We start from the raw sequence: 19,575 nt of genomic DNA on the forward strand, positions 1-19,575 counted from the left end.
TTTCCCCGCAGTTTTGGATCCGGCGGTCAAAAAACGGGATGCACCTGCGACCGCGCACCTTTCCACATTCGATTTGTGAGCGGGATCGTCTTGCGCCAAGGTTGGGGTCATGCTGGATTTGCGGTACCTGGCCGGTTTGGTGGAGGAACATTCGGAGGCATTGGAGGCCAACGTTTCGCCCCTGACCCTGCGCGGGCGGACGCTCCCGTTCGGACAACGCCCGGTCCTCATGGGCGTCATCAACCTGTCGCCCGACTCGTGGTACCGGGAGAGCGTGTGCCTCAACCCGGAGAGTGCCGTGCGGCGCGGCCGCGTGCTGGCGGCGCAGGGGGCCGACCTTGTGGACGTGGGGGCCGAATCCACCCTGGCACATGCCGCTCGCGTGGAGGATGCGCTTCAGGAAAGTCGCCTCTTGCCCGTGGTCCGGGAGTTGGCCGCGGCCGGTTTGCTGGTGTCCGTGGAAACGTACTCGGCCCGTGTGGCGCGCGCCGCCCTGGAGGCCGGCGCCAGCGTCATCAACCTCACCGGCACCGCCGAAGCCGATGCCGTGTACGAACTGGTGGCGGCCCACGACGCTGCCGTGATTCTCTGTTACGTCCAGGGACCGCACGTGCGGGCCGTGGGCGATTTCGTTTTCACACCGGACCTCCTCCGCACCATGCACGAGTCGTTTGCCCGTGAAATCGAGCGCGCCCGCCACCGCGGCGTCGAAAAAATCATCCTCGATCCCGGCCTGGGATTCTATTACCGCAACCTGCAGGACAGCGCCGCGCGCGTGCGACATCAAATGCGGGTCTTTCTCCACACCTTTCGCCTCCGCACGCTGGGTTGCCCCGTCTGCCATGCGCTGCCGCATGCGTTCGAGTACTTCGGCGAAGAGGTTCGTTGCGCGGAGCCGTTTTTTGCCGTTCTGGCTGCGCTGGGACGCACCGACCTCTTCCGCACGCACGAGATACCCCGCGTCAAAGCGGTCCTGGATACACTGCAGATCTTTTGAGCCGGACCTCCGTCTCGCATGACGCATCGATCCGGCAACAGTGCCAGGAGAACGCAGGGGCCGGAATCCACCGGCAGCCTCGCGCGGACCCGGCTGCAAAACGGGCCTGCCGGGTGTAGATTGGAACGGCGGTCCGGCCGCCTCGCGCCGTGATCCACCGGAAGTGCGGCGCGACCGTCCAACCGGAAACCCAGGCCGGCCTCGGTGGAGGCAGGCAAAGGACATGGAGCAACTGCCATGGCGACTCGCTTGCATCCAACGGTGGCACGGATCCTGGCCGAGGCGCTGACACGACTGCGGCGTCGCCATCGCAAACGTTGGGACCGCGCGGCGGCTCGTCCCACCCCCGAACACGTCCATCAGTTGCGCGTGGAAACCCGTCGCCTCCTGGCCCTGGTGGAGTTGCTTCGATCCGCCGGGGTCGGCGACGGCGTGCGGAAACTGCGCAGGTCCCTGAAACGGCGCCTCGACGATTTCGACCCGCTGCGGGACCTTCACATCAGCCGGGAACGGCTCGTCGCCCTGCGCGACGACGTTCCCGATCGGGACGCCTTGCTCGAGCTCTGGACACAACGGGAACAGACCCTCAGTCGTGAACTGGCCGGCAAACTGACCTCGAAACGCTACCGCAAACTGAAAAAGCGGCTGAGCCGGTTGCAAACGGCCCTGAAATCCATGGCCCGCGAGCAGGCACGCGAATCCGTTGCCGGCACGGTCCGGACCCTCCTGCAGCCGCTCTACCAGCAGGTGTTGACCCGTGCGCAACATGCCCGTACGGCCGCCCAGGTGCACCGTCTGCGCGTGGCCTTCAAAAAGTTCCGGTACGCTTGCGAGATGCTGCAGGCCAAACTGCCGGGGCTCACCCGGACTGAACTGCAGGCCATGCGCCGCTTCCACACCCTCATGGGCGAGCTGCAAGACACGGTCGTCTTGCGGCAGGCATGGCAAACCGATGCTCCCAGGGCCGGTGTGCCGCCGACGCGCGTGCGGCAGGTGGATCGGCTGTTGCGCGAGCAGCAGCGCCAGCTTTTGACCCGCTGCCGGGCCGCGATCGCCCAAGTGACCCGTTGGGAGCCTTCCAGACTGGCACAGCGGCGTCGCTCGTGACATCCTCCGGACTCGTGAAGCTCTATCTGCTGCGCCACGCCGAGGCGGTGGACGCCACCGAGACCGCCTCCGGGAAAGACGAGGATCGGGCCCTGACGCCGCGCGGCCGACGCCGCGCCCGGGCCCTGGCCCACGCGCTGCGCCAGCGCGGAATCCAGTGTGACCTCGTCTGGACCAGTCCGCTGGTCCGCGCGCGTCAAACCGCCGACATCCTCGCCCGCGGATTGCGGCTGGGTCGCGCGCCCGTTGTCGTGGAATCGTTGGCACCCGACCAACCTCCGCGCCACCTCGTCGCCGAGCTGCAGGCCCTGCGGCCGTTGCCGGACGCCATGATGCTGGTCGGCCACGAACCGTTCCTGAGCCGGCTGGCAGCGCTCCTCTGTACGGGTGACCCCGACGGACTGGATCTGACACTCAAAAAATGCGGGCTTTGCCGACTGGAACTGGACAGCGTGCGAGCCGGCCGATGCGCCACCTTGGAATGGCTCATCAGCCCGCGCTGGTTCGACCCGGAGTGAACCGGGCACGAGCCTCCGGCCGCGCCCGGCACCCCGCCCCGGTGTTCAAGGAGTTGGCCCCGGCGTCATCACCCGATAGTACCGCGAGGCCGTTCCTGCGGGGGAGAGCTCGATCTCTTCCATCCGCCGCACAGTGCGCGCAGGAACGTTCGTGAGCGCTTGCCAGGCGCCCGACTCCGGGCGCGCCCCAACCAGCACCGTGTAGGAACGATGCGGCTCGGCCGGGAACCGCAGCCGCCATCGGCCCTCGTCGCGCACCACCTCCAGACACAGCCGGCTGGCCGGATCCCGTGGATCCGTGCCCGCCGCCCACTCGTGAAGATTGCTGGCGCCGTCGCCGTCGGCGTCACCCGCGGCATCGCCGCGATCCAGCGGATCGAATCCATGGGCCCGCTCGAAATAGTCGGGCATCCCGTCGCTGTCCGTGTCCGGCGCGCCGGCGCGATTGGGTCGGCCGGGCGTGGGAGGAGCCGAGCCCCAGTGCAGCGGCTCGTTGCCATACAGCCAGGGAAGGGCCTTCTGCAGGGAATGGCCGCCGCCGTCGGCACGGAGCGGCCACGGGACTGCGTCCGTGTAGGCGACCCGGTCCACCCGCACGTACGGGACGTATCCCGGCTGGCCTGAGTTCGGTCCCTCCGGCCGATCGGGCGCCTGCAGCTCCACTGTGTCGCCGGCATTGTCCAGCCGACCTGCGAAGGGGCCGTAGAGCGGAACCTCGGCAGGAATGTCGTAACGAGCTCGAAACGCCGTCGCCCGCACGGGATCGGTGTTTGGATCGAAATCCACCACCAGTGCGAATCCGCCGGGGACCAACAGGGCCCCTGGAGGAAAGGCATAAGCAATGCCCCCGGCCACTCGCCATGTGTTGGTCGGGTGCTCTGGGTCGTACAGAGCGACCGGCTGCTCGCCGAGGTTGTGCAGTTCGATCCACTCGTTCGAGACGTCTTCACTCTCGGCCGGATGGTAGTGCACTTCATTCACCACCACCGGCCCCACTTGCGGCGGGGCATTGGGACCGCCCCGACCGGTGCGAAACTCTTCCAACGTTCGGGGCTCCGAGACACCAAACGTGGGCCGGGCCAATGGCGCGAACTCCACTCCCGCACTGGTGGTCACCCGACCGAACGCCTGTCCGTTGAACGAGGCGCCCCAGCGCACCACATCCCGACGGCCGGTCTCCAGGCCCTGGCGCACTTCGGTCAGCCACAGTTCCTCCCCGTGCGTCGAACTCAACCCGAACGCGCGGTCTCCCAGGGATGGCGCCCCGAACTGCCCCTCGTAAAACACCACAAAACCCTTGGGCGGCACGACCGTGCCCTCGGGAATGCGGAACTTCAGCCGATCCGCCCCGTCGTTGCTGAGACCCCAACCGCCGATGTCCACCGGCTGATCCGTCGGGTTGTACAACTCGATGGCGTCTTCGAACGGCGGATCGCTATGGGCCAACACTTCATGGATGACCACGGTTGCGAGTGGGCGATAATTGCTGGCCCCGGGCGTGGCCGTGCCCGGGAATTCAACAAACGTCGGCCCGCCGTCGGGCAAGCGCCCCTGCGACACGCCCGGTGCGGCCGCGCCAAAGCCCACGTTGTCCACCACCACCCACACGCCATTGCTGATCCAGTACAGCACCAGCGCTTCTCCGGCCGCTTCCAACGCAAAACTCACATGATCCGCGCCGCGGCCGGGCTCGCCGTCTGCGATGAACTGCACGAATCCACCTGCCGCGATGTAGCTCAGCGGGGCCACGCGATGTCGCTCCCGTCCGGCCAGCGAGGGATCGTCCGTCACAATGAGACCACCGAGATCCACGGGCCAGGAGCTTGGGTTGTACAGCTCGAACCAGTCCAAGCCGGACAGCGGTTCGGCCATCCATTCGTTGATCCGCAGCACCGTGGGCGAGCCGAGCCGCGCAGCCGGGGCATTCGCCGCGCCCGGCGTCGGTCGCTCCAGCAAGGTCCGGACCGAACCGGCCACCCCCACGGACAAATCCGCCACCTGCGGCCCGTACTCGATACTGTCCAGTCGCCGGCCCAGCGCATCCCACAGATAGACCCCGCCGCCCTCCGCCGGCAGGCCGCGCCCGAGGTTGAACTGACCCGGCTCCATCGAAGGCGGCTGCGTCGGATCGCACAACACCACCATGAACTCGAAGGGACCAAGCCAACTGCCTGACGGGAAGCTCCACGCATCGGAGCCGTCTGGCTGCAAACTGAGCCGCATCCCCGTGAGGTCGAGAATCGTGCTGGTGGGATTGTAGAGCTCTACAAAATCGGCCACTCGCCCCCGGACCGGCACGGACCGGTTTCGGGCCAGAATTTCATGCAACCGCGGCGCACCGGCCACGGCGAGTTCGTTGCTGCGACCGGGCGTGCTGCTGCCCGGAAACGACATGATGGCATCGGCGCCGTCTGGATACCGACCCATGGCAACCCCGGGGCCGGCGGCGGTGTAGGTGACGCTGTCCAGCAAGCCCCCGGCCGGGTCGTACAGTGCCAGGCGTCCGGCGGCGGGCAGGGTGAGTGGCACCCAGTTCGGCCCCGCCCCATCGTCCAACCGGAGCAGCAGATGCGACTGCGGGGGCAGAAAGGCACGAACCCACAACGGAACCGCAGTTTCATCGGCGGCCAACCACAGACCTTCCAACGCCACGGGGAGATCGCTCGAGCGATTGAAAAGTTCCACCCAGGCGGGCTGCCCCATGGCCGGCCCGGGCAGCCACTCGTTCAGGGCGAGCTGGTCGGGATCCGCGATGGCCGCAGGCCGATTCGCCGTCCCCGGGGTGGGCTCGGTCAACGTCCACCGTCCCTGCCAGCGGCCCAGGGTACGGTCCGGCACTTGCAGTCCGAACACCACCGCATCCACGCGATTGGTCTGGGCATCGTACAGGAAGACCGCGTCCCCCTGGCGATCGAGCCCAAAGCCGGCGTTCAGTGCGCCCGGCGGCGCGCCCTGCGCATTGCACCAAACGACGAGATACCCGCCGGCAGGGAGCGTTGTGCCGGCAGGAAACACGAACCGCCGCGGATCGTCATCGTCGGTGAGGCTCCAGCCACTCAGGTCCACAGGTTGCCCTCCGGCATTGTGCAATTCGATCCAGTCCGGAAACCCGGCGCCGAGCGGCACCGCGCTGCGGTTGTCCGCCATGATCTCGTGAATCTGAACGAACCCGGGCAGGGCAGGGGAGTTGGGAGCCCCGGGACTGCCGCCCGCGGCGGCGCTGGCCCGCCAGTTGCCCGGATCCAGCGGATTCCCCCACGGATCCACCAGCTCGAGCGAAGGCCCCCCACCGTCCGGTTCCGTGGGCCACCCCCGCTCGTCGTCGAATTCGACTGCAGTGACCACGCGGCCCTGAGCATCGCGCAGGACAATGCGTTCGCCTCCGTTGGCGAGATTGCCGCCGAACCAGCCGAAGGGCATGACGCCGGGATACCGCTGGCGCCACGCGTTGGTATCCGTGTTGGACGCCAAAACCACGCGCGCACCCGGCGGCAGCACGCTGCCCAAAGGAAACCGAAAAGTAATCCCTTCGAACCAAAAGCCACTTACGTCCAGAGCCGTGCCGCCGAGGTTGGCCAGCTCCAAGAACTCTTCCGCACTGCCCCCGGCCGGATTGTAATGGAGTTCGGTGATGCGCAGAGGCACACCCGGCCCGCCCACACGAAACGTCGCCTCGCTGATCGCACTCCACGTGGCGCCCGCCAGCGAACGCGCCCGCACAGTCAAGTCTGCCGTGACCCGGATCGGCCCCGTGTACGGTCGGGCGTCGGGCGCCACCCCGCTGGTGAAGGGCACCCGCGGATCGCCCCCGTTGGTCGTGTAATAAATCACGCCCGCCCCGTTGTTGGTCATCACCAGCTCGAACCCCAACGGCACACGTCCGCCCGGATGGTTGAACCGCGGTGCGTTGGTGAAGTTGAACAGGCCCGCTTGAAGCAGTTGATTGGAGTAAATCGGTCCCCGCTCGCGGATCCAGTTGCCGATGGTCGGCGAGAAGTCGGGCATCAACGGTTCCAGCTGCTGACGCAGCTCGTTCAGCCGACGCCAGAGGTTGCTCGTGCTCAGGGCGCCTCCTTCCGAGAAATGCTTGTGCACCCGGTCCGCCCACAACAACCGGAATTCTCCGCTGGTCCGCAACCGCTGAAACATGCGGGCGATTTCCGAGCCCGCCGTGCTGCCCAGGCCGGAGTCCGTCGGACCGGGCCCGCTCAGCGTGAACGAGTTCAGCGTCACCGAGCGATTGGCAAACCCCATCGCCCACTCCGCGTCCCACACCACGAACCGCCACGGGCCTCCGGCACGATCCCGACCCGCCCGCCAGTTGTTCACCGGCCAGTCCCCCGTGGCCGCCCAGGTGTTGAGAATCAGGTAATCCGCGAAATTCGTCAGATCCAACCAGCGCGCCACGTTGCTGTACACGACCGGAGGAAACGTGGTCTGCGACCACACATAGTTCACCAGCGCATCGAAATCGGCCCGATCCCCGTCGATCACGCCCGGCGTCCCCGCGGTCTGCGCCCAGCCCGGCCCCACCACGTCCCACTCCGCTCCGCCCCCCAGGTGCTCCTGGAAGAACTCTTCGTGCACACGTTCGCAGGGATTGTACCAGGGCGAGCCGACGTAATAGCGCCCGTTCAAGAACACGATCGCCAGCGTGCCGTGCGAAGCGATCTGCCCCATGTCCGACGACAGCCGTCGCGTCAGCTCGTCGCGCACGAAGGGGTTGTCCGGTTCATTGAATCCCGCCCGCAACACCAGCTGATCGAACCGCTGCACCGGCGTCAGCGGAAACAGCGGATACTCCAGCCGACCCGGCCCGTAATCGCTGCGGAAATAAAGGCGGTAGGAGAATTTGCTCGTGGGGCGGAGACGCGGCCGCTGGTAGTCGCTGCCCTGCACCCGAATTCCGGCATCTGCTTGGAAACCGCGCCCGTCGCCCGGCTCGATCCACTCCACCGACACCGGCCGTTCCCAGGCCAGCCCGTGCTGCGAGGGGTTGTGATAATCGCCGGGTGCGACCGGCTGCCACGGCCCACCCGCATAGGTGCCTCCCTGAATGCCCAAAATCCCGCTCGGCCCGTACAAGTGGTTGGACGCCGTCACGAGCGAAAGAGTGGGCAAGGACCGCAGCGGTGCGGGCAAACCGAAGAAATAACTGTGCGTCACGACCCGCGAGGGCAAATGCCCGGGCTTGAACGCCGCCGCCCGAAACAACGTCGTGCGATCCACCCGCAGCCGCCCCGGAAACAGCGGGCTGTCCGGCGTCGGTTCGCTTCCGTCGGTCGTGTAGCGGAATTCGACGCCGGGGGTGGCGCACGACAAAACCAGATCGAACGGCACTTCGAAGTGGCCGCGCTGTACGTTCACCCGCACCTCCCCACATACCCCGGTCAGGCTGGTGAACCCGTTCGGGGCGCCGGGGGTCGGCACGTCGTAATAGCTCCACTGTCCCAGGGGATCCAATCCGTAGCTGACATCGTTGCGTTGCTCCGGATACCGGTCCCAGCCGCTGACCCGGACGCGCGGGGCATCCGGTGAGTAGAGCCCGAGCGGCTCGCCGCCCAACGCCAGTCGAAAATTCGTGTGCAACGGAACCTGCGGGTCCGCGGACCGCCGATCCTTGCCCGAGGCAAACACCACAAGGTACTGGTTCGGCCCCAACACCCGCTCCGGAAACACCCACCGACCCGGCACGGTCGGATCGTCGCTCAAGGACCAGTTCGCCAGGTTCACCGGCTCGGTCCCGCGATTGTAAATCTCGATCCAGTCCTGCAGCTCGCCATCCTCGTCCACCAGGCCGTTGCTTCGCACCGCCCCGGCCAGGATCTCCGTGATGACCAGGTCCGCCCCCGGCGCCGCCGGGTCCACTTCGTACGTCCAGGACCCGCCGCCGAACGCATTGGGCTCGGCTGCAGTGTCCGTGATCCCGTGCTGCGCGACCCATCGCACCTGCACCACCCCGGAGGCCGGCGGATCGAACGTGAACACGTAAACGCCTTCACCGCGACTGGCGACGTAACGCGCCGGCCGACCCCCCATTTCCAAATCCGCGGCGTCCAGACCCCAAATCGGCTCGCTGAACGTCACCTCGATCTCTTCCAACCGCCGCACGCGCAGTCCCGCCGGCGGATGCAACCGGACCACTGCGGGGGGCGTCCGATCCCGAAAATCGTACTCCCAAACCGCCCCGGCCGCCGCGCCATCGAACGCCAACGGCGGCTCTGCCAGATCGGTGATTCCATGCCCGGCCGCCCACTGAAAGCGCAACGTCCCGTACGGCGGCCTCATCCATCGGAACCGGTACACCGCGCCTTCGCCGCGCACTGCCAGCGCCGGAACACCGTTCAACCACAGATCATCCGCGTCCACGCCGGTCACCGGCTCCGAAAAGGTCACCACCACTTCGGTGAAGTCGGTGATTTCCCCCGGCGACGGTTCCACCCGCAGAATCACCGGCGGATTCGTGTCCAGATACACCCCCTCCAAACGGGCGTCGAAGCCCAGGTCCGAGCTGCCCGGGCTGGTGTTGAACACTTGCACCGCCAGCACATTCGTTCCCGAACGCAGGACCCCGGTCGGCACCGTCAACGGGTGGATCTCCCACATCACCGGCTCCGGCGCGTTCTGCGCCAGCGTGTTCACCGTCGGCTCGCCCGACGGCATGCGAATGCGCAAAACCTCCTGGCCGTTGATCCACGCCACCAGCCCGTCGTCTACGAACGTCCGCAGACGAACCTGCTGAACCATCGCCGCGTTGGTCACCACGAACCGATGCCGCAGGAAAATGCAGCGGTACCGGTTCTGCATGTCGGTCAGCTCCGTCCCGCCGGTTTGCGGATCGCCATACCAGAACGGCGCCGGAGCGTCCCGGAAACCCGCCGCGGCATCGTCGAATTCCGGCAACCGCCACAACCCGATCGGCGAAGAGGCTTCGTAGGTGCCGGCCCGAAACCTCCACACCGAACCTTCGGGGACCCAAACCACTGCCGCTGGCGCCTGGACTATAAACCAGCCCGCCAGCAAACAGACCTGCCGCCATCCCGCCGGACCCACGTGGCCGGACCTGCAACGACCTCGCGCAGGCTGGCGGCCGCGTGGCGCCGATGTTCTAACGGAACAACAGTGAAGCAAACTCCACCAGATAGTCCCGCCAGTTGTTCCACGTATGTCCTCCATCGGTCTCCTTGTACGTCACCGGCCAGCCCCGCTGCCGCAACAACTCCACTGTCGCACGACTCACCTCGACCAGGAAATCGTCCCGGCCGGTGGCGAACCACAGCACCTTCAAGCCCTCTCGTGCCTTGGCATCCTCCAACACCTTCCGATTCCGCTCCTCCCAGGTCGGCCCTTCCGGCGCCGGTCCCGGCCCGCCGCGCAACCCGAACACACCGGAGCTGAAAACCCCTGCGTACGCGAACGCCTCCGGCCGCTGCATCAACACGTTCAACGTCTGCATGCCGCCCATCGAAAGACCCGCGATCGCCCGGGAACCGCGCTCGGAGCGCACCCGGTACCGACGCTCAACCTCGGGCATCAGGTCATTCAAAAAATCGCGCTCGAACTCATCACTGAACCGCATGCCGAACCGAAACGGTCCCGTGTGCCCGTGCGGCATCACCACCACCATCGGCGGGACCCGACCCGCCGCAATCAGATTGTCCAAAATCACCCCGGCCCGACCCACCGTGCTCCACGAGGCATCCGAATCCGTCGCTCCGTGCAACAAATACAGGACCGGATACTGATTCGTGCCCGCCTCGTACCCCGGCGGCGTGTACACGTGCATTCGGCGGAACCGCTGCAGTGTGGACGACCAGTACCACACCGCCGACACCGCCCCGTGGGGCACCCGTCGCAGATCGAACCACTCCGACCCCGGCACGACCACCAGGCTCCAGGTCGTCTCGTTGGATTCACTGGTGGCCGGATTCCGGGGGTCCACCACCGGCACGTCGTCCACCATAAACACGTACCGGTACGCCCCCGGCGGCACCGGTCCCACCGTCACCGTCCACACGTCATTGGTGTCCCGGCTCAACGGCGGCAGCTCCCCCAAACCCGCCCCCTGCAGATCGCTGCTCTGCAATCGGACCCGCTCCGCCCGCGGCGCCCGCAACCGGAAGGTAATCTTTCGATCTTCGGTCACCTCCGGCGACCGCACCATTGCCTGGGGGTTGCCCATCGCACGTGGCGGAGGCGCTCCCGTCTGCGCGTTGGCCACGACCACCGTCATCGCCCCGAACACCGCCATCCCCGCCAGGCCAACCGCTCGTGTGCGGAGCCATCGCCCGAAACGAACACACCGCTTCCACCTTGCAGAACTCGCGACCCTGGGATGCTTCATAGAACCTCCGTGGATTCGTGCTGAATGCGAACGTGACAGCCCTTTGCCCGACGTGTCCGCACGGTCGTGCTCGGCCGAAACCCTTGCTTCCTGCTTTAGCACACGTGCGGGCCTTCGCCGGGCCGGCCCGACTCTGCCTCATCCGCGCCTGCCTGACCAGCCTGATTTCTCTTCAATCCTCGGTGATGGTCCGCAGCCGCCGCTCCAGCTCTTGCCGCAACGACTCTCGCTCGGTCTCCGAGGCTTCGCGCGGCACCCACAGCCGCGGCCCCAGCACCACCTCCCAGACCGAAAACGGCAGCGGCACCAGAAACCCGTCCCAGCTCCGCAACCGCACCCGCCAACTCAGCCGATAGGAGGCCGGCACGATCGGCAGTCCGGTCACCTGCGCCAGCGCAATGACCCCCTCCTGCACCACGTAGCGCGGACCGCGCGGTCCGTCGGGCGTGATCGCCAGATCGTACCCGCGTTCGGCCCACGTGGTCAGCTCCAGCAACGCCTGGGGCCCGCGCCGACTCGACGATCCCCGCACCGGTTGCACACCGTAACACTCCAAAACGGCGGCCAGAAACCCGCCATCCCGGCTCGCACTCACCAATGCGGCCAACCCCGCCGCGCGCGAGTGCGGCCGCGCAAACACCCGGTACGCTTCCAGACACAACGCCAGCCGGTTGTGCCACATGACGTAAATCGCCTGCCCCGGCCAGTCCGCACCATACCCGCCCCGGTCCAGCAGCCTACGGCGCAGCGTCCTCGTCAAACCGCGCCCCAGCAGGTACAGCAGCCGGGCCGCCCACCGCTGCCACGGCGTCGGCGCATGCGGAATCACCGGACCTCCCCGGTGTTTCCGCGCCACGGGCCCATCGGCTTGACGCACCGCCTCGTTCATTTCGCCGACACGCTCCGTTTCAACGCCGCGCGCACCAGTTCCTCGACCGTCGCTTGCGGGCCCAACGCCGCCGCCACCGCGCGCACCGCCTCCTGCGCCTCGCCCGACTTGTACCCCAGCGCCATCAGGGCCAGCACCGCGTCGTTCCATTTGGCGTCAGTCAGCCCGACAGAAACCCCGCCGCCCGTTCCGCCCACCGGCAGCACCGGCCCCAGCTTGTCCTTCAACTCCACCACGATCCGCTCCGCCGTCTTGCGTCCCACACCCGGAATCCGCGACAACGCCCGCACATCCCCTCGCATCACCGCCTCCCGAAACGCCGGCACGCTCATTCCGCTCAACACACTCAAAGCCGTCTTGGGCCCGATGCCGTTCACCGTGTGAATGAGGAGTCGAAACGTGTCCCGTTCCTCCGCCGTGGCGAATCCGTACAGCAGATGCGCATCCTCGCGCACGATCAGTTCCGTCAAGAGTCGCACCGGCTGGCCCACCGCCGGCAACTTGTCATACGACGACAGCGGAATGAACACCTGATATCCCACGCCGTGCACGTCCACCAACACCTCCGTGGGCGAAGCCTCCACCAACGTGCCATGCAAAAAGGCGATCATCGTGCCGTGAATCTGTGACTGGGTGCCGAACCGTCCACCCGGCCGCGTGCCGTGCAACCTGCCCCTGCCACCTCAGAGCCGGCGTTCGCCCGAGGCGGCCCACGGACGCCCCTGCGTCTGCCAGTGTGCCACCGCCAGGGCCAGCGCATCCGCGGCATCCGGCGCCGGCGTCTCCGGCAGCGACAACATCCGCTGCACCATTCGCGCCACGGCAAGCTTGGCCGCCGCTCCGTGCCCCGTGATCGCCAGCTTCACCCGCCGGGGCGCGATCTCGTAAATCTCCAAACCGAACTCGGCCAGCACGGCCAGCGCCGCTCCCCGGGCTTCCCCCATCACCAGGGCCGTCCGCACGTTCCGGGCATGAAACAAGCCTTCCAGGATCACCACCGTGGGCCGATGCACTTCCACAATCTCCCGCAGTCGCCGCGCAATCGCGCGCAAACACTCCGTCCGGGACCAGGCCCGCGGACACGCGATCGTTCCATAGTCCACCGCACGAAGCCCCGACCCCTCCCGCGCCACCAGCCCATAGCCGGTCCCCCGCAGCGAAGGATCCACCCCCAGCGCCAACCCCGGCGTCCGGTCCACGGGTCCGGCCACCGCCGGCTCGGCCGAGCCCGAGGGTCTTCGCAACCGCGCCTGCAGCTCGGCGTACGCTTTGATCGAAATCCCCATCGCGCCCAATCTGCCAGTCCCGAGCGTCCCGTCCAATGGCGAAATACCGCCCCGGTGCATTTCGCGCCTTCCGGGTCCGGCGATTTCCGTTGGCCCCGGCCCGGCCGCCTCATCCCGTGCGGCGCCTTCCGCCTCAATCGAACACCCACCGACACACCCACACCGACACCACCATCGCCACCACGTCCGTGGTGAGCCCCGCCCAAAGCGCATGCCGGATCCGTTGCACCCCGACCGCGCCGAAATACACCGCCAACACGTAAAACGTCGTCTCCGTGCTGCCGTAGAGCGTCCCGCCCATCCGCGCCAGCAAACTATCCGGCCCGTGCGTGCGCACCAGCTCCGTAAACACCCCCAGCGCCCCGCTCCCGCTCAGCGGTCGCACCAGCGCCAGAGGCAGCAACTCCGCCGGGAACCCCAACCACCCCAGCACCGGCGTCAGCCACCGACTCAACAGCTCCACACCGCCGGCCGCCCGAAACATCCCGATGGCCACCAGCATCGCCACCAAATACGGAATGATCCGGACGGCGACTTCGAACCCCTCCCGCGCCCCGGCCACGAACTCCTCGTACACCCGGACCCGCCGCAGGGCCGCGTACAACGGGAACCACGCCAGCAGAAACGGCACCGCCAGTTGTGACAGGCCCTGCAATCCCCGCACGGCCCAACCCGCCACGCCCGGGGCAGCCCCATCTCTCGGGCCCCAAACCTGCACCGCCCATAACGCCACGAAAAAAACCACCAATCCCCACAAAAGCAGCAGCCCCCACCATGCCAGCGGTGCCGGCTCCGGCTGCGCCTGTTCCTCCACAGGCGGACTCGCCGCCCCTGATTCCTCGTTCGACGTGCGCCGTGGCGACGTCGCTTCGCGGGGCGGGAGCCGAAACCATCGCAGCCGCTCCAGGACCTTCGCCGCCGTCACCGCTGTGACCGCACTGCACAACGTCGCCACCAACGCCGTCCCCACAATCGCCGTCGGTTCCCGTGCCTGCTGCGCCGCCAGCACCGCCATGGCCGTCACCGGCACCAGTTGCACCGAGCCCGTGTTCAACGCCAGAAAGGTGCACATCGCATTGGTCGCCGTGCCCGGCTGCGGATTCAGCTTGTCCAGCTCCCGCATCGCCCGCAGTCCCAGGGGCGTGGCCGCATTGCCCAGGCCGAGCATGTTCGCCGCCAGGTTCAACACCATCGCCCCCATGGCCGGATGATCCCCGGGCACATCGGGAAACAACCGTCGCATCACCGGCCGGAGTGCCCGCGCCAGGGCCTGCACCAACCCCGCCCGTTCCGCCAACCGCATCATCCCCAGCCACAGCGCCATTAGGCCCACCAGCGGCAACGCCACCTCCAGTACGGCCACACGCGCCATCTCCAGGGCCCGGCCCGTCAGCAACTCCAGCCGGCCCGACGCACCGGCCAGAATTACCGCTCCCACCAGCATGCCGAGCCACAGATAATTCAGCATAGACGCTCCGCTGCGCCTCCACGCGGTTCAAAACTCCGCCCCACCGCCAATCCACGCCAAACCGGCCCGGATCCACAAGGGCATCGTCACCAGCGAGACCACGGAGGTGCTCAAGACCACCTGCAACGCCGTCGCCACATCGCCGCCGTACTGCCGCGCCATCACGATGGGAAACACCGCGGCCGGCATCGCCGCCTCCAGCACCAGGACCCGCTGGAGTTCGGGGGTGCCGGGCAGCAGCCGCGCCAGCAGCAGAAACAGCGCGGGCAACACACCCAGCCGCAACACCACCGCCGTGCCCATCACACGCCAACCTGCGGCCGAACGGAACCGACCCAGGTGATCCGCCACCACCGCCCCGATCAACAGCAGGGCCGTCGGAATGGCGCACTGGCCCAGCCAGTGCAACGCCGTGCGCACCGGCACGGGAATCCAGGCCTGGCCCTGCACACTGTTGAGCAGCAGTGCCACCACGATTGCCACCAACGGCGCATTCAGCAACCGTCGCCAGTCGATCCGACCCGTCCCGCGTGCCGCCAGTCCCAGTACGCCCAGCGTCCACAACGCCGTTTCCACCCCCACCATGAACAAAAACAAAACCCCCGTCGTGGCCTTGTCGAACAACAACACCGCCAGCGGAATCGGCACGTAGCCGTAATTGTAAATCCCCACCGTCACCGTGAACGTGCGCACGGCTGCCGACTCCCTCAACCCGTGAAGTCGTCGTGCGGCCGCTGCCACCGCCATCCCCAGCGCCACCGTGACAAACCCCGTCAGCGGCGCCCACACCAGATTCCGCCACTGGCCCAGTGCCGGATTCCCCAACGCCGAGTCCAGCACCAGGCAGGGCACCAACAACTGAATCGTCACCCGCAACAGGCTTGCATCCGCTTCCTCTGTCAACCACTCCAGCCGCCGCACCGCAAAACCGCAAGCAATGATCCCGAACACCGGCAGCACCGCCGCCAGAATCGTCGGATAGGGATTCATCCGGCCCTCGTGGTTTCAACCCTGCCGGCCTGATCCCGCGCCCCCGACAAACGTGGCGAGCACGGCCTCGAATTCCGCCCGTTGCAGCGCCCGCGCCGCCTGCCCCTCGGCCGATTCCTCGCGCCCCTGCAGCTCCGTGCACAAATCGACAAACGCGTACGGATCCCACCGTCCCCCGGGCAACAGCCGCCGGGCCCAGCCCGCCGTTCCATGACGCTCCAACACTGCACCTGCCTCCCGCCCCAGGCGCTCCAATGCGGGATGCGCCCCGGTCCGACGCCACCAGTATTTCGAGTTCCACGGGTCCGGTTCCCGCCGGTGCACGATCGCGTGCACAAGCGCCGCGTCGGCTGACGGGTCCGACTGCACCAGCTCATGCGCCGCGTTCCAGTGATCGTGCCACAACAACACCAGGGCACGAATGACCACACTGCGCCTCCTGGCCGCGGGTTCCGCTTCTTCCAAAGAAACCAACCGCGCCAGGATCTCGGATTCCGACCACGTGCCCGCACGCCGGTCCGGCCCCAGATGCGCCGGCGTCTCCGTGTTCAGCAATTCAAACCAGTCGGTGCTCATCCCTCGGCCCTCTCTTGCGTGCTTGTCTCTTCCGCCGGTTCGACAGGCGCGGGCCTTGCCTCTCCCAGCCGGCTCACCAGATCCTCGATGACCCAGTTGTCCCGCTCTGTCTCCAGCTGATCCGCCACGGCCCCGTGTTGCCAGACCGCAAACCGCAGCGCCTGCAACGGATCGGCGTGCGACCACGGTTGCGCCAACCAGCCCGCGATGTACCCCGCCAGCACATCCCCGCTGCCGCCCTGCGCCAAACCCGGATTGCCCGAGGAGTTCACATACACCGCACCCTCGTACCGACCCACCAGCGTTTGGTACCCTTTCAACACCACCCATGCCCCGCCGAAGCGCTCCGACAATGCCCGCAATGCGCCCGCGCGATCCGCTTGCACCTGCGCGGCCGTGGTGCGCAGCATGCGCGCCGCCTCCCCCGGATGAGGCGTCAGCACCCGAATGGCGCCTCGGGGCACCGGCTCCGGCGGCACCCAGTCCAGGGCACTCGCATCCACGATCACCGGCACCGGGGCATCGCGCCACAACCGCCTACACGCCTGCACGATTTCCGCCGGCACATCCGGCGCTGCCAGGCCGGGACCGATCAACACGGCCGAGTAGTTGCCCGGCAACGCATGCGCCGCCGACCACGGATGCACCATCACCGACTGCAATTGCGAAGCCACCGGACCGTACACCGGCGCCGGCGTCAACAGCGTGATCAAGCCCGGCCGGGCCCGCTGCGCGCCCCGCGCCGCCAACACGGCCGCCCCGTGAAACCCCAAACTCCCCGCCACGATCGCCAGATGCCCGAACGTGCCCTTGTGCGCCATCGCCGGCCGGGCGGGCGGCCAGTCCTCGAAATCCTCCGGCAGGGTCCAAAGCCGGTCACTGGTCACAGGGCAGGGGACCAGCCCGATGTCCGGAATCACCTCCAACCGTCCCGTGAAGGCCGCGGCTTCCGTCCGCAGCAAACCTTGTTTGGGTGCCGCCAGCGTGAGCGTCCAGGCCGCCCGCACCGCCGCGCCCCAGGGTTCACCCCGATCCGCGTCCAGACCGGAGGGAACATCCACGGACACCACCCGGGCCCCCGCCGCATTCAAGCGCTGGATCAATGCACACCATCCGGCATCCAGGGGACGATTCAGTCCGATGCCGAACAGTCCATCCAGCACCCAGTGCGGCCGTCGCGTCAGCGCCGCTTCCAGCGCCGACATCGCCGCGGCCGGATCCCGCACCTCCAGGACTTCAACGCGTCGATCCGTGAGGTGCGGCACCGCGGCGCGCGCGTCGTCCCCGTTGTGCCCCTTGCCGGCCAGCACAAGCACGCGGTCCCCGCGCCGGGTGCGCTCCCGCAGGCGCGCAGCTACGAGCGCGCCCACCCGCGCGATCACACCCGCCTCGGTGCGACCCGCTGCCCAACTGGCTTGTTCCCACTGGCGCATCTGCGCCACACTGACGACAGGCACCGGCATGGTTTTGACCTGTTTCCCGCGTGTTCCCGGGAATCTGGTTGGCCTGTACTCGGTTTTCCCGGACTCCAACCCGGCAATGCCCGCGCCCCTGGAGAGGCTTCGCCCGGCAACGCGATTGGGCCTCTTGCCTCGAATCCAACGCGCGCGGTGTATCGCTCCCGCTTTGTACCGGGCCCGGAGTGGAGAAACAAGGTCGCGTTGGTCCGCCTGCCCCGGGTCACGGAGAAAGGCTCGAGCAGTTGCTTGGGCCACGATCCTGTTCGGCCCGATACTCCTGCGGACGGGGGAGGGCGGGATGAAACCCGGCGTACAGCCCGACCGCGGGCGGTCCAGAGGGCGGTATCCCGGTGATCAGCCTCGATGCCCCGCCTGCGGGCCGGAGCCCTGTGTCGCACCGGGGTGGACTCCAGTGTGCGACACGATTTCGGTTCGGTGCAGGACGATTCCCACGCGGCGTTTCCTGCGTTTCTGTGGGCTCGCCGGGATCCTGCCTACACGCGGGTCCCGGGTCGACCCCTACCGGCCGCCCGGCCCGGAACGGCTCGGAAAGCTCCGTGGATCGGGCCGCCGATTGGGTCCGTGAGAGCCGAGAGGCAGGCGATACCCTCAGCTTTTTGACATCCCCGAAGGTGCCCGGCACAATCAAGATGACGATGAATGTCTGGCAGGCATATGAGGAACTGAAAGAGGCGCTGGGCCCGGAGGCTTCCCGGAAGGTGGCCATGGTGCTGGATGCGCTGGCGCAGGAGCACGTGCGCTCGGAGGTTCGGGAAGTAATCGATCCGCTCCAGGTGGCGCTGCGACAGCTTGCCGAGGCACAGGTGCGCACCGAGCAGGTAATCCAACCCCTCGGCGAGCGAATCGAGGCCCTGGCCGAAGCCCAGCGGCGGACCGAGGAGCGGCTCGATCGACTCGCCGAGGCCCAGCGGCGGACCGACGAACGCCTGGAAGCCCTCGCCCATCGGGTCGAGCAGCTGGCCGAGGCGCAACGCCGGACGGAGGAGCGGCTCGGTCAACCCACCGAGCCTCTGCAGCGCACCGAGGAACTGCTGGAGGGGCTGTCGCGGCAGCTGGACGAGACCGATCAGCTGATCCGAGTGCTGACGATGACGGAAGGTTATACGCTCGAGAACACGGCCTACCGGACGCTGCCACCACTGTTGGAGAAGGATCATGGGCTGCGGCTGCGGGAGCGGCTGCGCCGGGATTTCGTGTTGGATACACGCGGCATACCGCTGGAGGTGAACATTCTGGGGCGCGGGGAGCGACAGGGTCAGCAGGTGTGGGTGGTGGGAGAGAGCAAGGCGCAGTTGTCGCGACAGGACGTGGACCGGTTCGTGGAGCGGCGACTGGGTCGGCTGGGCGAGCTGTTGGGGGGCCCGGTGTTCGGGGTGTTGGTGGCGCACATGGAAAGCGAGCCCGGGGTGCGGGACTACGCGCGCTCGAAGGGCGTGGCAGTGTACTTGTCCTACGAGTTCGACGCTTGAGGGCGGACCGGGTTGCCCGGTCGTTGGGACAGCCATCGGCGGTCGTGAGCAGGGCCGCGCGAGTACCATGGGCCGGTGCAGACCCTGCCTCCGAACTGTCCGGCTCGGCGCGCGTCATCCCGCCGGCAGTGCGAAGCCGGCAGCCCGACCTGCTTGGCCTTCTGAATCCCCGAAGCAAAGCAGCCCGGATCGGTGTCCGGGAGCCCGGGGACGGGACCGAACACGGCACGGAACAGTCCGAGCAACTGGACTCGCGGCACAGAGCAGGGCAGGAGGAAGCCTCCCCCGTGGGCGGGGCTGAGAGCCCGCCATGGTCGTCCGGATTCTCCAGCCGGCCTTTTGCGCCGCGGAGACTGGCTGCGACGGCGGGAACTTCGAATCCGGCGGGCCGAGCGCGGTCTGCCCAGTACTTGTATTCTTCTGCATGCTCCGTGGGCTTCTCCTCGTAGC

13 protein-coding genes are annotated in these 19,575 nt (G+C 67.6%); 4 read left to right on the forward strand and 9 right to left on the reverse strand.

Annotated elements, in window-relative coordinates; translation table 11 throughout:
- The first annotated feature begins 109 nt into the window (after nt 1-109).
- From ACPDIT_RS08560 to sixA, 3 genes are all read left to right on the forward strand, one after another.
- On the forward strand, nt 110-997 hold the full coding sequence (locus ACPDIT_RS08560) for a dihydropteroate synthase (RefSeq protein ID WP_423442786.1): 888 nt from the start codon (nt 110-112) through the stop codon (nt 995-997).
- Nucleotides 998-1,234: 237 nt separating this feature from the next.
- Nucleotides 1,235-2,104 carry a CHAD domain-containing protein gene (locus ACPDIT_RS08565; protein ID WP_423442787.1) on the forward strand — a complete coding sequence of 290 codons (870 nt, stop codon included), beginning with the start codon at nt 1,235-1,237 and terminating at the stop codon, nt 2,102-2,104.
- A 14-nt stretch (nt 2,105-2,118) separates the two neighbouring features.
- Nucleotides 2,119-2,622, forward strand: coding sequence for a phosphohistidine phosphatase SixA (gene sixA, locus ACPDIT_RS08570; RefSeq protein WP_423442788.1), 504 nt, complete (start codon nt 2,119-2,121; stop codon nt 2,620-2,622).
- 45 nt (nt 2,623-2,667) lie between these two features.
- On the opposite strand, the gene ACPDIT_RS08575 is transcribed toward sixA, so the two are convergent.
- The 9 genes from ACPDIT_RS08575 to ACPDIT_RS08615 form a co-directional block, all read right to left on the reverse strand.
- Nucleotides 2,668-9,675, reverse strand: coding sequence for a lamin tail domain-containing protein (locus tag ACPDIT_RS08575; protein ID WP_423442789.1), 7,008 nt, complete (start codon nt 9,673-9,675; stop codon nt 2,668-2,670).
- Nucleotides 9,676-9,730: 55 nt separating this feature from the next.
- Nucleotides 9,731-10,873, reverse strand: coding sequence for an alpha/beta hydrolase (locus ACPDIT_RS08580; RefSeq protein ID WP_423442790.1), 1,143 nt, complete (start codon nt 10,871-10,873; stop codon nt 9,731-9,733).
- A 265-nt stretch (nt 10,874-11,138) separates the two neighbouring features.
- Nucleotides 11,139-11,855: a lysophospholipid acyltransferase family protein gene (locus tag ACPDIT_RS08585; RefSeq protein ID WP_423442791.1), complete on the reverse strand. Its 717-nt coding sequence runs from the start codon at nt 11,853-11,855 to the stop codon at nt 11,139-11,141.
- Nucleotides 11,852-12,466 (reverse strand): Holliday junction branch migration protein RuvA, encoded by a 615-nt coding sequence (gene ruvA, locus ACPDIT_RS08590; protein ID WP_423442792.1) that lies wholly within the window; start codon nt 12,464-12,466, stop codon nt 11,852-11,854. The genes ACPDIT_RS08585 and ruvA overlap by 4 nt, the downstream gene beginning before the upstream one ends.
- Nucleotides 12,467-12,538: 72 nt before the next feature.
- Nucleotides 12,539-13,141 (reverse strand): crossover junction endodeoxyribonuclease RuvC, encoded by a 603-nt coding sequence (ruvC, locus tag ACPDIT_RS08595; protein WP_423442793.1) that lies wholly within the window; start codon nt 13,139-13,141, stop codon nt 12,539-12,541.
- A 133-nt stretch (nt 13,142-13,274) separates the two neighbouring features.
- The gene (locus tag ACPDIT_RS08600) at nt 13,275-14,609 is read right to left on the reverse strand and encodes a nucleoside recognition domain-containing protein (RefSeq protein ID WP_423442794.1); all 1,335 of its coding nucleotides are present in this window, start codon (nt 14,607-14,609) and stop codon (nt 13,275-13,277) included.
- 27 nt (nt 14,610-14,636) lie between these two features.
- Nucleotides 14,637-15,599 carry an AEC family transporter gene (locus ACPDIT_RS08605; RefSeq protein WP_423442795.1) on the reverse strand — a complete coding sequence of 321 codons (963 nt, stop codon included), beginning with the start codon at nt 15,597-15,599 and terminating at the stop codon, nt 14,637-14,639.
- Nucleotides 15,600-15,614: 15 nt separating this feature from the next.
- Nucleotides 15,615-16,175 (reverse strand): hypothetical protein, encoded by a 561-nt coding sequence (locus ACPDIT_RS08610; protein ID WP_423442796.1) that lies wholly within the window; start codon nt 16,173-16,175, stop codon nt 15,615-15,617.
- Nucleotides 16,172-17,638: an NAD(P)H-hydrate dehydratase gene (locus ACPDIT_RS08615; protein WP_423442797.1), complete on the reverse strand. Its 1,467-nt coding sequence runs from the start codon at nt 17,636-17,638 to the stop codon at nt 16,172-16,174. The genes ACPDIT_RS08610 and ACPDIT_RS08615 overlap by 4 nt, the downstream gene beginning before the upstream one ends.
- Nucleotides 17,639-18,291: 653 nt before the next feature.
- On the opposite strand from ACPDIT_RS08615, the gene ACPDIT_RS08620 reads away from it, so the two are divergent.
- Nucleotides 18,292-19,125 carry a hypothetical protein gene (locus ACPDIT_RS08620; RefSeq protein WP_423442798.1) on the forward strand — a complete coding sequence of 278 codons (834 nt, stop codon included), beginning with the start codon at nt 18,292-18,294 and terminating at the stop codon, nt 19,123-19,125.
- Nucleotides 19,126-19,575: the final 450 nt, after the last annotated feature.

Origin of the sequence: Limisphaera sp. VF-2, assembly GCF_049537125.1 — a bacterium.
Lineage (GTDB): Bacteria > Verrucomicrobiota > Verrucomicrobiia > Limisphaerales > Limisphaeraceae > Limisphaera.

What these genes read in the sequence shown, in the direction of transcription:
- ACPDIT_RS08620 (WP_423442798.1), top strand. Translation starts at nt 18,292, where the DNA reads ATGAATGTCTGGCAGGCATATGAGGAACTGAAAGAGGCGCTGGGCCCG.
- ACPDIT_RS08615 (WP_423442797.1), bottom strand. Translation starts at nt 17,638, where the DNA reads ATGCCGGTGCCTGTCGTCAGTGTGGCGCAGATGCGCCAGTGGGAACAA.
- ruvA (WP_423442792.1), bottom strand. Translation starts at nt 12,466, where the DNA reads ATGATCGCCTTTTTGCATGGCACGTTGGTGGAGGCTTCGCCCACGGAG.
- ruvC (WP_423442793.1), bottom strand. Translation starts at nt 13,141, where the DNA reads ATGGGGATTTCGATCAAAGCGTACGCCGAGCTGCAGGCGCGGTTGCGA.
- ACPDIT_RS08580 (WP_423442790.1), bottom strand. Translation starts at nt 10,873, where the DNA reads ATGGCGGTGTTCGGGGCGATGACGGTGGTCGTGGCCAACGCGCAGACG.
- ACPDIT_RS08565 (WP_423442787.1), top strand. Translation starts at nt 1,235, where the DNA reads ATGGCGACTCGCTTGCATCCAACGGTGGCACGGATCCTGGCCGAGGCG.
- ACPDIT_RS08600 (WP_423442794.1), bottom strand. Translation starts at nt 14,609, where the DNA reads ATGCTGAATTATCTGTGGCTCGGCATGCTGGTGGGAGCGGTAATTCTG.
- ACPDIT_RS08605 (WP_423442795.1), bottom strand. Translation starts at nt 15,599, where the DNA reads ATGAATCCCTATCCGACGATTCTGGCGGCGGTGCTGCCGGTGTTCGGG.
- ACPDIT_RS08585 (WP_423442791.1), bottom strand. Translation starts at nt 11,855, where the DNA reads ATGAACGAGGCGGTGCGTCAAGCCGATGGGCCCGTGGCGCGGAAACAC.
- ACPDIT_RS08560 (WP_423442786.1), top strand. Translation starts at nt 110, where the DNA reads ATGCTGGATTTGCGGTACCTGGCCGGTTTGGTGGAGGAACATTCGGAG.
- ACPDIT_RS08610 (WP_423442796.1), bottom strand. Translation starts at nt 16,175, where the DNA reads ATGAGCACCGACTGGTTTGAATTGCTGAACACGGAGACGCCGGCGCAT.